The sequence below is a fragment of the Dyadobacter chenwenxiniae genome, from assembly GCF_022869785.1.
Lineage (GTDB): Bacteria > Bacteroidota > Bacteroidia > Cytophagales > Spirosomataceae > Dyadobacter > Dyadobacter chenwenxiniae.
This window is the reverse complement of record NZ_CP094997.1, coordinates 2,455,396-2,469,253: the sequence shown is the minus strand read 5'-3', so window position 1 is coordinate 2,469,253 and position 13,858 is coordinate 2,455,396. Positions and strand designations below refer to the sequence as shown.

The following is a 13,858-nucleotide window of genomic DNA, read 5'->3' as shown; positions in this document are numbered from 1 at the left end:
TTTACTTCGCTTCACCCACTTCCAGCAAGCCGTGATAATAAGCCATATAATAAGGCAGGAGGAAGAATGTTCCTTCGTGTTCGTCGTGGCCGTCTCCTTCTGAGGCTAACAGGGCGAAACCGTCGCGGTCTTGTCTTACGTGGCCGCGCTCGTCGATGGGTAATGCATAACCGTCGGTGCGCCATCCGATGTTTTTATCCTGCAAGGGAGAAGCGTCAAAAACGACGTCGAGGCGATGGGTGTTATCCATGGTGTATCCGATGAGGTCGAGCGGTATTTTTTGCAGGTTTTCGAGAATGAAGCCGGTGCGGTAATTGCCTTTGTAATGGGCTTTTACGACTTTCGAGGCATATAATCTGTTCTCGGGAAAAAGTCCTTTGTTTTCAAACATTTTCTGATCGGCCTGCTGGGTGAAGCGATTTGCCAGCGCTGCATAGATCGCATCCCAGAATGCGTTTTTTTGCTTGCTGATGTGCTGCCATGCCACTTCCAATCCTTGCCGGTACATGAGTAACAGCGAAGGGTCCGTTTCATAATTGATTAATCCGTAAAGGCTCATTAAACAAATGTTGTTGTCCCAGGGAACGACGTTTTCCGGAGGGAAAAACTCCTTTGGATGCAGGGCGTTAATGTGATAGTTGTATTTATCCCGGAGGATTTTTGCCTCGGCATCGTACTTCTTATCGCCCGTAACGTGCCTGGCTACATTCAGGAATGAGAGCATTACTGCCGAATTAAGTCCACGCTGATCATAACCATACACAGAATTGAAATATTCAGGAGAAAAATCGCCCCAGCGCGTCACCTTGCCATCGTGGTCCACGAGCTTGTATCCATGTCGTATCAAATGGTCGGTAATGTCACCGACAACATCCCGCACAGCCTGTTTTTCTTCCTCGGTTTTCGCAACCAGATCATAATAAATGCCGTAAAAGAAGAAATGTCCGGCCAGTTCGTCCGAGCTTGTATCGCATTTCCAGTAATATTTTCCGTCTTTGCTTTTAGGGAAACGGGGGTAAATGTCTTTCCACATTGGATCGTGCTGCTGGTTGCGGAGGTTGTCCTCGCGGCTGTAAATTTCATTTACTTTTTCAGGCCAGTCCACAGGAATTATCACACGTGCCGGGAAGCCCTTTTCATGGGTAATGTCCACGAGCCATTTGCAGGCTTTGAAACTCCTGTCTGCCAATGCTTTCGCCTCCGGATCGCCGGTAGCAGCGTATCGGAATGCTTGCGCAGCCCCGTACATGGAGGTGTACATGCCATCGTTATCTGAAATGGCGACTTCGGAAGTTGCTATGTTAAATTGTTCCTTCAAATGGCTTTGCGCCACAAAACCCATCCGGTTATGGCGTTCTTCGACCTGTTTTGTGAAGTGCTGTGCTTTTTCTTCGAGTGATAGCGACTGGCGGGTGATCTGGCTGATGCCTTTGTCTGTCCCAATCCATGCGGTGCCATTATCCGTCTGCACCGCAATCGCATTCACTTGATCGTCGGGGAGCCAGCGGCGGCTGAAACGATATTTGAACTGATCCTGATCTACTTCAATAGCTCCTTTATTTGTCCCAAACCACACAAGGCCATCAGGACCGGCCGCGGCGCAGGTAAACTGGTTGTAGGGCAGGCCCTCTTTTCCGGTAAACAACTTCCATTTATCTCCGTCCAGGTAACCGACGCCTTCTTCGGAACCAAACCATAGCCGGCTCTTGGAATCCATAACCAATGCAGTAACATGTCTGAGCGACCAGCTATAATGTTCATTTTTTGGGAAGATCCTTTCGGGGCTTTTTCCTTTTTGATAAAAATACAAACCGTCTTCACAGCCGATCGCCCACCCATTCTTGTAGGGGACGCCCGCTAATACTTTTGTCCCCTGAATGTTGGGTATGGGAGGCTGGGATAATGCTTTTCCCGCAGCAACAGCAGTCCATTTACCATCATTAAACTTTGTTGATTTCCCTGCAACGGAAGCAATCGGCTGGTTGTTCATTAATGTAATGTGGTTCACTTTTCCGTCCGGCAAGCCCGTCGCGGAGGTGTGCAGGGTCACCACTTCCTGAACAAATTTCTGGTTTGGCACGGATTGCGCCAGCAGATGGGATGACAAAAGGAGGCACCAGTAAAAGAGCGGTTTCATGAAGTTGAATAGGAGGGTTTACGTAAACGAATACACTTTATACTTCCGGCCATTGCAAAGAGGCTACTCGCTGGCAACTGGTGCTTTATTTGATTAAAATGATTTTGGCTGTGATGGAATGCGGTATGGCATGCAAAATGTAACATTGGAACGGGTGAAGTTCACAACCGCATAACATTAGGATCGTAATTTTAAGAAGTCAGATTAGGTTAACATTACATCGCTTATGAATTGGTACGAAGACGAAGTGCAGCGGGTTGAAAAAGAATCTGAAAAGCTGCCTTTTCAGCCGGAAACGCTGTTTTACGGCAGTTCCAGCATTACGCTCTGGACTACATTGTATACAGATTTCGAGGATATCAAACCTGTTAATCTCGGTTTTGGGGGATCCACACTGGCGGCTTGTTCCTGGTTCTTCAACAGGATCATGGCGCAGATCAGCGCTCCTAAAACCGTTATCATTTATGCCGGGGACAATGATTTGGGTGATGGCCGCAACCCTATGGAAGTTTGCCTGTATTACCGGCAGCTTATCGGACAGATCAGGGAAAAATTCGGGGACATTCCATGCTATTATATCAGTATTAAGCCGAGTTTGCAGCGTTGGGAGATCATCGCTCAGATCAGGACAGCAAACAGGCTGATCCTGGATGAGATCAATGGAGATCCAAATCAGCATTACATTAATATTTTTCCGGCCATGCTGGACGTGCAGGGCACACCGGTCAGAGGATTTTTTGAACAGGATGGCCTGCACCTCAGTCCAGCCGGATATGCAGTGTGGACAAAGGAAATACGGAACGCGTTAAATCTCCCAACCAATGATTAATATGATGAGCCAATCGCCTCCCGTTGCCATAGAGAGAGCGTACCAGAAATGGTTCAGCCCTGCCCTGAACAGAGATATGGAAATGCTCGTTTTCGGGTCCGGAGGTGTTCCAGTTTTGTTTTTTCCAACCCGGGCGGCACGCTTCTACGATCTGGAAAACTGGAAAATCATTGAGGCCATGCGCGAGCGGATTAACGATCGGGAAATCCAGGTTTTCTGTGTGGACAGTGTTGATCAGGAGAGTTTCTATTCAGCACGGTCCCCTGATCAGCGCATCCTCAGACATTTGCAATACGAGCAATATATTTTGACGGAGGTTATCCCTTTCATCAGAAAAAGAAATAAATCGAAGCAGCTCACGGTTACGGGATGCAGCCTGGGCGGCTATCATGCTGTGAACATTGGATTGAAACACCCCACTCTTTTTACCAAAATAGTAGGCATGAGCGCCCGCTACGACCTCACCAAACCCCTGCCTTTTTTCGCGGACCTGTTTGACGGCTATTTCGATGAGAACATTTACTACAATATGCCCAACCATTTCGTGCCCGGCATTTGTGACGAAAGGCTTTTGCAACAGATCAGGAAAATTGACATTACGCTGGTAATCGGTCGCGAAGATTCGTTTCTGGCGGATAACGAGCGGTTGAGTTACGCGTTATCGAATATAGGCGTGCCGCACAAACTGTACATCTGGGATGAAGAGGCACACAGACCGCGTTATTGGCGCGAGATGGTTAAGTTGTATTTGTAGGGAGCACACTCCTGCAAAATCGTCGTTTTCGGCTGCATATAAGAGCGTCCCAGGGTCAGGTGCATTGAATTGGCATGGTTTGTTTAACATTTGAAATTTCAAATCAAAACTGAAAAACCATGCTTGATGAATTGTTTAATCTGATAAAACAAAACGGACAACAGGCAGTTGTTGAGAATAACGAAGTGCCAAACGAGCACAACGAGGCCGTTATGCAGGAAGCTCAGTCGTCCATAGTGGATGGTTTGAGTAATATCAAAGAGCCGGATCAGGTCAATAGCCTGTTCGAATCGGTGCAGAGCGGACACGCGGAAAGCAATCCGGCCGTGCAGCAAATCTCAAACAATTTCGCGGGCAACATTATGCAGAAATTCGGCATCAATGGCGGCACAGCGGCGTCGATCGCAGCTGCGATCATTCCGGTCGTCCTAGCCAAAATGGCCAACCGCGGCGGACAAGGCGGAGCCGGCGGACTGGACTTGGGCGGATTGTTAGGCTCACTGACCGGCGGCCGATTCGGAGGCGGCAACCTCGGCGGAAGCAATACATCATCCGGCGGCTTAGGCGGAAATCTCGGCAGCATGGGCGCCAAGCTAGGCCTTGACAAAGACGGCGACGGTGACGTGGATCTGAATGATCTGACTAAGATGTTTAAATAATGATTTATTTGCCGGTGGAAAAATGATTTTGAATTTTTGAAGCATTCCGCTTAGGTTTGCTTTGCTCCCAATAAAAATAGCGGTGCGTGAGCACCGCTATTTTTGTATATGGCGCGGATGAATCTGGCTAAAATGGAGCGTTTTCTTGCAGATCTGTTAATTATTTTTCAAACTGTGTAACATTTGGCGACAGCATTGCAATTAAAAACCCTGGCTAATGAAAGAATATTAGAAGCAGAGGTCCTTTTGGAGAATTCAAAGCATGCAGGAGTATTCTACTTAGCAGGTTATGCAATTGAATTTGCTCTTAAAGCAGTAATCTGTTCACGACTTGATGTTGAAATGTTTGACCAGTCACGTAACAGTAATCAGAAGGACATATCTCCAAAGGTTTCAAGCGCGTTTTTAACACATAACCTTACAGATTTGCTTATACTATCCGGATTAAAGCGTGAGTTTAACATAAAAAAGATAAGTGATTCAGGTTTTGCAGCAGCCTGGTCTGAAGTGTCCCAGTGGAGTGAACAAAGAAGGTATGATTTTGGTTGTACTGAGCAAGCAGCGAATGATTTTTTAAGTCACTCAAAAACTTTATTAGCATGGATAAGAAATCACTGGTAAAAAGTATAAACGATGTATTTAACGCCGAGAGAGTAAACGGGTTACATATTGATCAGTTTGGACTTGCACCAGCCTATCGCGGGCTATCTTCTAACTCATTTACATTGGGCGTAAGCGCTCCGTCTCTTGTTAATGAGGAGTCTTCTTCGAGGAAAACCAGAATTATATTTGATGCTTTGTACAAAGGTTTGAATGATGCGGAGAAAATGGCCATCGACCGAGTTCGAGTGTATAATAATATAGACGAGTTGAAGGCTAGCTCCTTTTATGATTTTGAAAGTTTTGATTCGAGTTATATTGAGTGTGATTTTATTCCTGATCTTCATAGCGTTGCATAAAAAAGAGCTTCCCATCAATGAGGAAGCTCTTTTTACATCTTCTAAACAATCCTACTCCTTCAACAACAATCCCGGATACAACGTCCCGTCCGCACTAGGGAAATCTAATCCTAATAGCTTTGCGACAAGTGGGGCGATATCCTGCAAGCTCATTTCGGGCACAACTGCGCCGGGTTTGATGCCTTTGCCGAATGCTACGAAGCCGGTTTGGATTTCCTTGAAGTCGGGGAAGAAGCCGTGGGTTCCTCCGCTTGAAGCGCGCAGGAAATCGCCCGTTGCGGCTCCGCTGATGGTAATTCCCTGGACGGGCGCGATGGCCAGGGATGCATTAGGGTCAGAACCGACTGCGTCCAGTGCTGCGCGGTCTTTAACGGCGAAAAGGTTTTTTTGGTTGACTGGAAGCTGATCCAAAACCTGTTTTACTTTTTCGAGCGTTTTTGTATCATTTTTATCTTTCAAATGTAAGAATGCCGAACCGCCTGCGCTGTGGAAATAGGCTTTCCAATTTGCCTTGTTATTCGGATCGTAAAGTCCGGCTTTGGCTAATAGAATGTTGGGTGCGATGGCGGTGTGGATGTCTACAAAACCGTGGTCGCCCGTAATAATGAATGTTGTGTTTTCTCTGATGCCTGCTTTTTCAGTGGCTTCGATGATTGCCTTAATGCCCCGATCAACGCTCGAAAGAGAAGCCCTCACTTTGTCGCCGTCGCGTCCCTGTTCGTGCTCGAAATGGTCAACAGCAACCAGGTGCACAGCTAGAAATGAAGGCTTGTACTGGCGGATCAGATAACTGCTGATACGTGACATATTATCGTCAATGCTCAGGTAATCGCCGTCAAAATCAATTTCTTCAAGCTTTCCGGTAGCATTCTGCTGGATCTCTTCATACAGACCTTTTGGGAAAGAATTTTCGGAAAGCGCTTTTGTCATATTGCGTTTTCCGCCTTTTGTTTCAGGTAAATACCAAAACTCGGGAATGTTGTAAGTGGCCGGGCTACCCACAGAAACCGGCCAAAAAACCGAAGCCGTTTTCAAGCCTTTTTCTTTGGCTACACTAAACAGGGTAGGGACTTTAATGGTGCTGTAATCCCATATCCATTTGCCGGTAACTTCCAGCGGCTCGGAAGGCGTGTTGTAATAAACGCCGTGCTTGATGGGCTTCACGCCAGTGATAATAGTGGTGTGGGAAGGGTAAGTGACGGTTGGGAAAACGCCGGTGACGCCATCGGAATACGCTCCGGTCTGCATGCCCTGGCGCAGGTTTACCATGGACCAGTTCGGATCTTTGTAAAACTCCGGCCTTAATCCGTCAATGCTGATCAGGACAACGTGCGAATCTTGCGCGAATGCGTTTAGGGAGAGTGCAATGAGACCTATGGAGGTAATTAGTTTCTTCACTGTGTTTGGCATTGTTTCTAATCAGTTCATTCTGCTGAAAATTGAAGCACCCTTGTCACGCTGAGCGGAGTCGAAGCGAATGTAAGATGCTTCTCACATTCGCTTCGACTCCGCTCAGCGTGACAAAGGCAAAGAATTAAAACCCGTATCTCAAACCAAGCTGGATCTGGTAAGGGTTACCATTCAAGCTGGATACACCGGTTCCGGCGCCGAGATTGTAGACATACTGCTTTGTTGCAGCATCGAAGCTTTTGATCGAGTAAAGGTTCTGTTTACCGAGGTTGTAACCAACGCCCCAATCTTTGTTCAAAAGGTTGGCGACATTGAAGACGTCAACAGAAGCTTCAAGACCATGGTCACCAAACAGTCTGAAACGTTTCGCAAGGCGCAAGTCAAATACACCGTAGAAATCATTGATACCACCGTTACGCTCAGCCATTTTGCCCATATCTCTGTTGATATAGTCCTTAATGCTTTGCTCTGCCTCCGGATTATCCAGGATAGCCTGGATGCCTTTGCGGATGTATTCTGGTGTTTCGGGGCTGTTTGGATTGTAAATGTAAGCCAGGTCATTCGAGGATACGAAGTCACCGTTCATGTTACCGCTTACTGCCATCGAGTAGCGCGTTCCGCCGATTCCTGAGTAGCGAAGACCAATTGTTACACCGTAAATGCTTGGCGCTGTTCCGTAGAATACGATTTTGCTGCGGAACTGGTTGTTGGCATAATTCATCTTGCTCAAATCTCGCGGATCATCAGCCACCATCAAATCAAGCGTTGCCGTGTTGGCTACGTTTCCATTGTAGGAAGTGTTGTCTTTCGAATCATTCCAAGTGTAAGAAGCAGTGATCTGTCCGTCTTTGAAGTAACGATACGTTCCGTCGATCACCACTGCATATTGGTCTTTCTTTCCTTCGCTGTTCAATTCCAGCACGCGGCCCACATTTTTGGTCTTACGGCTGTTCAACCAGTTGGTTGCACCGTTTTTAGGGTTAATGCTTTCAGCGGGCACAAATACGCCACGATTCGCTTCTGCCGCGATGCGGAAGAAAGGATCTTCTACCATATTGCGGTCTACATACATATAGTTGTTACGCGCCCATGAAGCATATCCGCTCACACCCACACGCAGACGGTCGCTGAAAAAGTGGTTGTAAGAGAAGTTGGTTTTATAAACAACCGGAATTTTCGCGTCTTTGCTGTTGGTGTTAATCGTTACCAATCTTTCAATGCCAGGAATGTCGAAAAGCTCTGCGCCTGGTGCTGTGGAAGGGTCTGCGCGGTAGCCGGGGAAGTTTGGTTTCGGAACCAGGTCACCCTGAATTTCAACCGAAGCAACCCTTGTTCCGTCAAACAACATGTTGTTGATCATCGAGTAAGGGTTCAAAGCCGAGCCAAAAACACCCGCACCCAAACGAACGATGTCCTTGCTTTTCTCATTCACGTCCCAGGTAAACTGCACACGTGGTTGTAACTGCGTTGTATTGATCACATTATCAGTACGCAAGCCCAGTTCGTCAAAAACAACCTGGCTGAAATTGGCTTTATTCAAGTACTGCGTGTTATCCAAACGCAAACCTGCCATCATTTCCAGACCCAGCGCCAGTTTTGTGTCCATTTGCACGTAAAGACCTGTCGCCAGAGAATTTACAACATTGCTAGGATCATCAAGCAGGTTGATTTCTCTTGCATAACGATATGGCGTCATGTTGTTGAAGTTCTCCAAACCTGTGAAGTAAAAACGACCGTTCATCTCGCTTCCGTAACGCGACTTCATGCGGTTGTACATCAGGTCAAGACCGAAAGTAAAGTTGATCCTTCCTGTGTTGTAATAAAAATTATCAACCAACTGAACTACATTTCCTTTGAACCATTCGGGCGAGAAACGCTGGCCACCAATCTGAATGGAAGTATTGTAATTGTTCGTTCCTGAAACAGATTGTACGTTTTCAACGATTGCGCGGGGGATCCCATCTGATGGAAGTTCAGGACTTGGAATAACGGCCACATCTTCGTAGAAATGCTGCAATTTCAGCTCGTTTGTTGCTTTTGGGTTCAAAATAGTCCGTAAAGACAACATTAAGCTGTTATCAAACTTTTTACGGTCAATGTAAGATTCGTAAGCATTGATGCTTGTGTTATCGCCTTCGGACAGGAGGTCGTTTTCTCTTACAAAGTTATCGCGAATGGTTAGCAGGTTTTTGGAATTCAACTGCCAGTCGATTCTTGCAAATACGGCGTCCGTTCCTTTTGTTTTGCCAAAAGCGCCAAACTGAGGGCCATTAGAAACGCCATACTTTGATCTTGCGATATCCAGAAAGTTATCCAGAGTTTCCTGAGTCACCTTATTGGCAGCTTCGTCAGCTGCTGACTGAATGTTTGCAATGTATAACGGACGTGAATCAGCCTGGTGATCCCATGCTACAAAGAAATGCGCTTTATCCTTTTTGATTGCTCCACCCAAAGAAGCTCCATACTGGAAGGTAGAAAAATCCTGCACTCTTTTATTTCCCCTCAAATCATATGGACTTGAAAGATTGTCGTTGCGCATAAATGTAAATGCACTTCCCGAAAGCTTGTTGGTTCCGGATTTTGTAACTGTACTGATCGTACCACCACCCGCGCGGCCCATGGTTACGTCGTATTCGTTGGTTACAACCTTAAACTCGCGAATTGCTTCCATTGAGATGGAATATGCGCTCTGAGTAGACCCACCGGCGATTGTTCCGCGCGAAGTCATACCATCAATCGTAAAGTTGGTAGAAGACGCAAGTTGTCCGCCCAAACTGGTTCCGTTGCTCAAAGGCGAAAGGTCTACCAGCGAGGTGAAGTTACGTCCGTTTACAGGTAATTTAGTGATGTCTTTCGCTGTAATCTGCGTTGATGCACCTAAGGTTACGACCGTGTTTTTCAATGAGTTAGCTTTGATATCCACAGCTTGAAGCTCGTTGGCGCTGCTTTCCATTGCGAAGTTCAGTCTCAGCTGATCGCCCTGGTTTAATGCGTATCCTGTTTTCTTCTGTTCTCCAAAACCAATAAAGGAAACCGTGATGGAGTAAGGTGAGCCAAGCGGTAATTGCTTGATAATGTAGTCGCCATTCATGTCCGTAACCGTTCCGGCCTGGAAGCCGGTAGATTCGTTTCTGACCAGTACGGTCGCGCCCGGGATCGGGCCTGCATTTACTTCGGTGACTTTCCCGATGATGGTTGCTTCGTTGCCCTGCGCATACAAATTGGCAGAACAGACGACCATTGCGAATGCCACAATTAGTCCGGTAATTAATCGATTCATTTTTGGTGAGTTAATTGAGTAATAGTTGTGATTGGAAAAAAAAGTTGCCTTGTCAGGGCGGGGAGATTAACGCCGCAAAAGTAGACAGACAATGTTAAGGCTGTGTTAACGGTGGATTAACCATTAATTAACCTTCTGAGGCGGACGGGATGTGTTGTTATGAAATAAAGCAGCGTTGGTCAACGGCACAATTATATAGCTCGCTTCGATGAGCGAGGCACCGGCTCGGTTGAGATTATCATTACGGTTCACGACAAGAGACTGGAACGGGTTACCGAGCAACCGCTGGGTGCGAATGTGCTTAATTTGGAATAAGGGCTTTTATTTCAAAACACTTGGTTGCCTGTTTCTTGCAGCAAATGCTACTCACCCAACTTTGGCAACGATTTCCACCAGGCGAGTAACTTTTCACTTAGTTCGTTCACCTTACTGGCTTTTGTCGCGGCAACATTACTGGCTTCTGCCGGGTCCTTAATAATGTTGTAAAGCTCCACATTGCTGCGGTCATGGTTCATGAGCAGCTTCCATTCACCAGACCGTACTGCCAGTTGAGGGCTTTTATCTGTGCCTTTGGGGTAGGCGTAGGCGATGGTGTTGCGGCCATATTCCCAGAACATTTCCTTTTTTCGGAATGATGGTTTGCCCAGTAAAACCGCCGACCGGTCAACGCCGTCGCTCTGGTAAGCAGCTGGCAGTGTGACGCCGGAAAGTTTGGATAATGTGGGCAGCAGGTCGGTCGCGTGAAGCTCGGACCGGTCGTCCGTTGTTCCAGCCGGAATGTGTCCCGGCCAGCTCACGATGAAAGGCATCCGGATTCCTCCTTCGTATAACGAGAGTTTTGAGCCGCGGAACCCGCCACTTCGCGAACCGAAAGTTGGGAGCGCGCCGTTGTCACTGGTGAAAATAATGATGGTGTTTTCTAAAAGCCCGCTTGCTTTCAGTCCGTCGATGAGGCGACCGATCTGGATGTCGTATTCTTGGAGGACGCGTTTGAAAGCGGCTTCCGACTGCGGCTTTAATGTCTCTTCACCTGCGTCTGGCTTCGGCACCCAAGGCGTGTGGACTTCGTCGGGCCAGAGGTTTACAAAGCATGGCTGCGCCCTGTGACGGTTCATGAAATCCAATGTTTTATCCACAAAATAGGCGGTGCGGTTCCACCTTTTAATGCTGTCCTTATCCGACCAGATCCAGTTTGTAGCCGTGAGCAGCGGGTCTGGTTCGGGGCTTTCGTAGGTGCTTGCGTGCTCGTTGATTCCGTATTGGTCAAACTTCGGGGCGTCGGTGACATCCCTTCCGCCGCCCATGTGCCATTTCCCGAAATGACCGGTTACATAGCCTGCGTTTTTAAAGAACCGCGCCATTGAAGGTGCTTTGGGATTCAGGAAATCAATTTGCTCGGCGTCTTTGTTGTGACTCTTTTTGTCAAGATATGTCACAAAATTCCACTTTCCTGGCTGCATTCCGGTGAGTATACTGGCACGGGACGGGGAGCAAATAGGCGCACCGCTATAATAATGTGTAAGCTTCAATCCGTTTGCTGCAAGTTTGTCGATGTTGGGTGTCGGCACGATGGTGCCTCCGAATGCGCTGAGGTCACCCACGCCCATATCGTCGGTGAGAATGATGATGACGTTGGGCTGCGACTTGCTCCTTTCTGCCTCTTTGCGTTGCGCGGTTACCGGCAGCGCTTGAAACAATAACCAAAGTCCTGCCGAAATTTTGCACAGATTTATTCCTTTCATCCCGATAAGCGGTTTCATTTTTACAAAAAGTATTGCTGGAACCATCGCCGCAGTGTCAATTGGCGTACAAATTTGCCAGCGTTGGATAGCGGCAGACATTATTCCGCTATTCTGATATTCTTCATTTTGGAAGGCATCCAAACCTGCATCGGACCTTTGCCGCGGTTAGCCCAGGTATAATAAGGGATTGCCGTGACAATGTGCGGTTTCGCTTGCACACTTAAACCGTCCGCAGCGGCCTCAACTTTCAAAAGGTTCGCCTTTATGGCAATCACCGGTTCATCCAAAATCCGACCATTTTCCGTGCTGAATGTTGGGTTTTCCGGAACCAGCAAGTTCCAGACTTCACCCGCATTGTCGGCACCCTCTACGCAGTATACAAGCGGCCCGCGTTGCAGCGCAATCCGATCCTCATTCGCTTTTACCTCCTTCCGGGCCTTGATCTGACGTACTTCCATAGGAAATTTGAGCTCAATCTCATCGCCGTTCTGCCAGGTGCGGTCGATCACTGCATAACCTTTTTCAAGTTGATAGTTGATGGATTTACCGTTGAGTAAAATCTCCGCTTTCTCAGTGCCAGCTATCTTAAAACTGTAAAGCTCGCCGGGAACCGCTGTGTTCGCGGCCCAGCCGGGAATGCGGATGTTTAGCGCGTATTTTACTTTCTGACTTGGGGTCATCGTTATTTTGACATTGCCGTCCCACGGGTAAGCCGTTTCCATACGAAGCGGAACGCTCGTTTTCCCGATCTGAAACCTCGTGCTACTGCCCACAAAAAGGTTTACCCAAACTTTGTTTTCTGCTTTACCATATATATAGTCACCCACCGAAGCCACCAGCCGGGCAATGTTGGAAGGGCAGCAGGCCGTTCCGAACCATGCATTCCGGGCATTATTTCCGATGGAAGATAGGGGATTACCATAGAAAAATAGGTCGCCGGTTAGACTTAACCCATCCAATGCACCATTGTAAAGGCTGCGTTCCAGCACGTCGATATATTTGGCATCGCCGGTCAGTGCATTCATCCGCTGGTTCCAGAACACCATGCCGACGGAGGCACAGGTTTCGCTGTATGCTGTTCCGTTTGGCAAATCATAATCGGCTGTAAATCCCTCATTTTGCCCTGAGGAGCCTATTCCGCCTGTCAAATACATGTTCCGGTAAACCACATCTTCCCATACCGTGGTCATCGCATTCAAATAACCCGGGTCCTGGGTTACGGAAGCCACGTCAGCCGCACCGGTGTATTGATACATGGCGCGCACCGCGTGACCGGTGATTTCTTTTTGCTGTTTTACCGGCACGTCGTCCTGGCAATATTTAGGGTCCTTCCATTCGTCCCATATTTTGCCTTTCCCATTGCCATGACCACGCTGTTCCAAAAACCAGTCGGCCAGTTTGAGATATCTGTCTTCTTCGGTTAAATGATACATTTTCATCAATGCCAGCTCAACTTCCTGGTGCCCCGACACCCAGGGCCGGTTGGTAACGCGGAATGTGGAGTCTATGTGGTCTGCGAAACGGATGGCGACGTCCAATAATTTTCGCTTACCAGTCGTGTTGTAATACGCAACCGCTGCTTCCATCAAATGTCCCGCGCAATAATCTTCGTGCTTTTCCATGTCGGTCCAGCGCTGGGTTATGTCGGTCAGCGTGTAATATGTGTTAAGATAACCGTCTGATTGCTGCGCCGCAGCGATCTTGTCGATCCACTCATCGGCTTTCTTTTCCAAAACAGCGTCGGGCCGGTTTTTGAGCGAGTAAGCCATGGCTTCAATGGCTTTGTACACGTCACTGTCGTCATAATAAATTCCCTCGTGCTTTTCTCCCTGCTTTCGCGCCACTTTTTCAAAATTCCTGATGCGCCCCGATTTTTCCTCGGTCTGAATAATACACGCATTCAGCGTCGCTGTCGCCACTTTTTCCTGTTTGGGTTTCCAAAAATTGTCATTAATCGAAACTTCGGAAAAACCGACGGGCTGTATGCGCTGGGCGTAAACATCGCTGTCCATGAGATTCAAACAAAACAGGCTGGCGGCGCTAAGCGCTATGTTAATGATCTGTTGCATGGTGAGTCGCTGTTAAGGC

10 protein-coding genes are annotated in these 13,858 nt (G+C 47.7%); 5 read left to right on the top strand and 5 right to left on the bottom strand.

Annotated elements, in window-relative coordinates; all coding sequences use genetic code 11:
• Position 1 precedes the first annotated feature (1 nt).
• Positions 2 to 2,137: a hypothetical protein gene (locus MUK70_RS10075; protein ID WP_234656302.1), complete on the bottom strand. Its 2,136-nt coding sequence runs from the start codon at positions 2,135 to 2,137 to the stop codon at positions 2 to 4.
• Positions 2,138 to 2,363: 226 nt separating this feature from the next.
• On the opposite strand from MUK70_RS10075, the gene MUK70_RS10070 reads away from it, so the two are divergent.
• The 5 genes from MUK70_RS10070 to MUK70_RS10050 all read left to right on the top strand — a co-directional run bounded on the left by MUK70_RS10070 (position 2,364) and on the right by MUK70_RS10050 (position 5,338).
• Positions 2,364 to 2,966, top strand: coding sequence for a GDSL-type esterase/lipase family protein (locus MUK70_RS10070; protein WP_234607333.1), 603 nt, complete (start codon positions 2,364 to 2,366; stop codon positions 2,964 to 2,966).
• Between the two features lies 1 nt (position 2,967).
• On the top strand, positions 2,968 to 3,720 hold the full coding sequence (locus MUK70_RS10065; protein WP_234656303.1) for an esterase family protein: 753 nt from the start codon (positions 2,968 to 2,970) through the stop codon (positions 3,718 to 3,720).
• A gap of 119 nt (positions 3,721 to 3,839) precedes the next feature.
• Positions 3,840 to 4,379, top strand: coding sequence for a hypothetical protein (locus tag MUK70_RS10060; RefSeq protein WP_234656304.1), 540 nt, complete (start codon positions 3,840 to 3,842; stop codon positions 4,377 to 4,379).
• 183 nt (positions 4,380 to 4,562) lie between these two features.
• Positions 4,563 to 5,000, top strand: a complete 438-nt coding sequence (locus MUK70_RS10055; protein WP_234656305.1) for a HEPN domain-containing protein — start codon at positions 4,563 to 4,565, stop codon at positions 4,998 to 5,000.
• Positions 4,979 to 5,338 carry a hypothetical protein gene (locus MUK70_RS10050; protein WP_234656306.1) on the top strand — a complete coding sequence of 120 codons (360 nt, stop codon included), beginning with the start codon at positions 4,979 to 4,981 and terminating at the stop codon, positions 5,336 to 5,338. Before MUK70_RS10055 ends, MUK70_RS10050 begins: the two co-directional genes overlap by 22 nt.
• A gap of 51 nt (positions 5,339 to 5,389) precedes the next feature.
• On the opposite strand, the gene MUK70_RS10045 is transcribed toward MUK70_RS10050, so the two are convergent.
• The 4 genes from MUK70_RS10045 to MUK70_RS10030 form a co-directional block, all read right to left on the bottom strand.
• Complete coding sequence (locus MUK70_RS10045) at positions 5,390 to 6,736, bottom strand: alkaline phosphatase family protein (protein ID WP_234656307.1); 1,347 nt, start codon at positions 6,734 to 6,736, stop codon at positions 5,390 to 5,392.
• Between the two features lie 136 nt (positions 6,737 to 6,872).
• Positions 6,873 to 10,028 (bottom strand): TonB-dependent receptor, encoded by a 3,156-nt coding sequence (locus tag MUK70_RS10040; protein WP_234656308.1) that lies wholly within the window; start codon positions 10,026 to 10,028, stop codon positions 6,873 to 6,875.
• A 362-nt stretch (positions 10,029 to 10,390) separates the two neighbouring features.
• Entirely contained in the window at positions 10,391 to 11,788 is a 1,398-nt protein-coding gene (locus tag MUK70_RS10035; protein WP_234656309.1) for a sulfatase family protein, read from the bottom strand.
• A gap of 80 nt (positions 11,789 to 11,868) precedes the next feature.
• On the bottom strand, positions 11,869 to 13,782 hold the full coding sequence (locus tag MUK70_RS10030) for a glycoside hydrolase family 127 protein (protein WP_234656497.1): 1,914 nt from the start codon (positions 13,780 to 13,782) through the stop codon (positions 11,869 to 11,871).
• Positions 13,783 to 13,858: the final 76 nt, after the last annotated feature.

Bases quoted from the DNA above. Each gene is read 5' to 3' on its own strand.
- MUK70_RS10030 (WP_234656497.1), bottom strand. From the start codon at position 13,782: ATGGACAGCGATGTTTACGCCCAGCGCATACAGCCCGTCGGTTTTTCC.
- MUK70_RS10060 (WP_234656304.1), top strand. From the start codon at position 3,840: ATGCTTGATGAATTGTTTAATCTGATAAAACAAAACGGACAACAGGCA.
- MUK70_RS10040 (WP_234656308.1), bottom strand. From the start codon at position 10,028: ATGAATCGATTAATTACCGGACTAATTGTGGCATTCGCAATGGTCGTC.
- MUK70_RS10075 (WP_234656302.1), bottom strand. From the start codon at position 2,137: ATGAAACCGCTCTTTTACTGGTGCCTCCTTTTGTCATCCCATCTGCTG.
- MUK70_RS10050 (WP_234656306.1), top strand. From the start codon at position 4,979: ATGGATAAGAAATCACTGGTAAAAAGTATAAACGATGTATTTAACGCC.
- MUK70_RS10065 (WP_234656303.1), top strand. From the start codon at position 2,968: ATGATGAGCCAATCGCCTCCCGTTGCCATAGAGAGAGCGTACCAGAAA.
- MUK70_RS10035 (WP_234656309.1), bottom strand. From the start codon at position 11,788: ATGAAACCGCTTATCGGGATGAAAGGAATAAATCTGTGCAAAATTTCG.
- MUK70_RS10070 (WP_234607333.1), top strand. From the start codon at position 2,364: ATGAATTGGTACGAAGACGAAGTGCAGCGGGTTGAAAAAGAATCTGAA.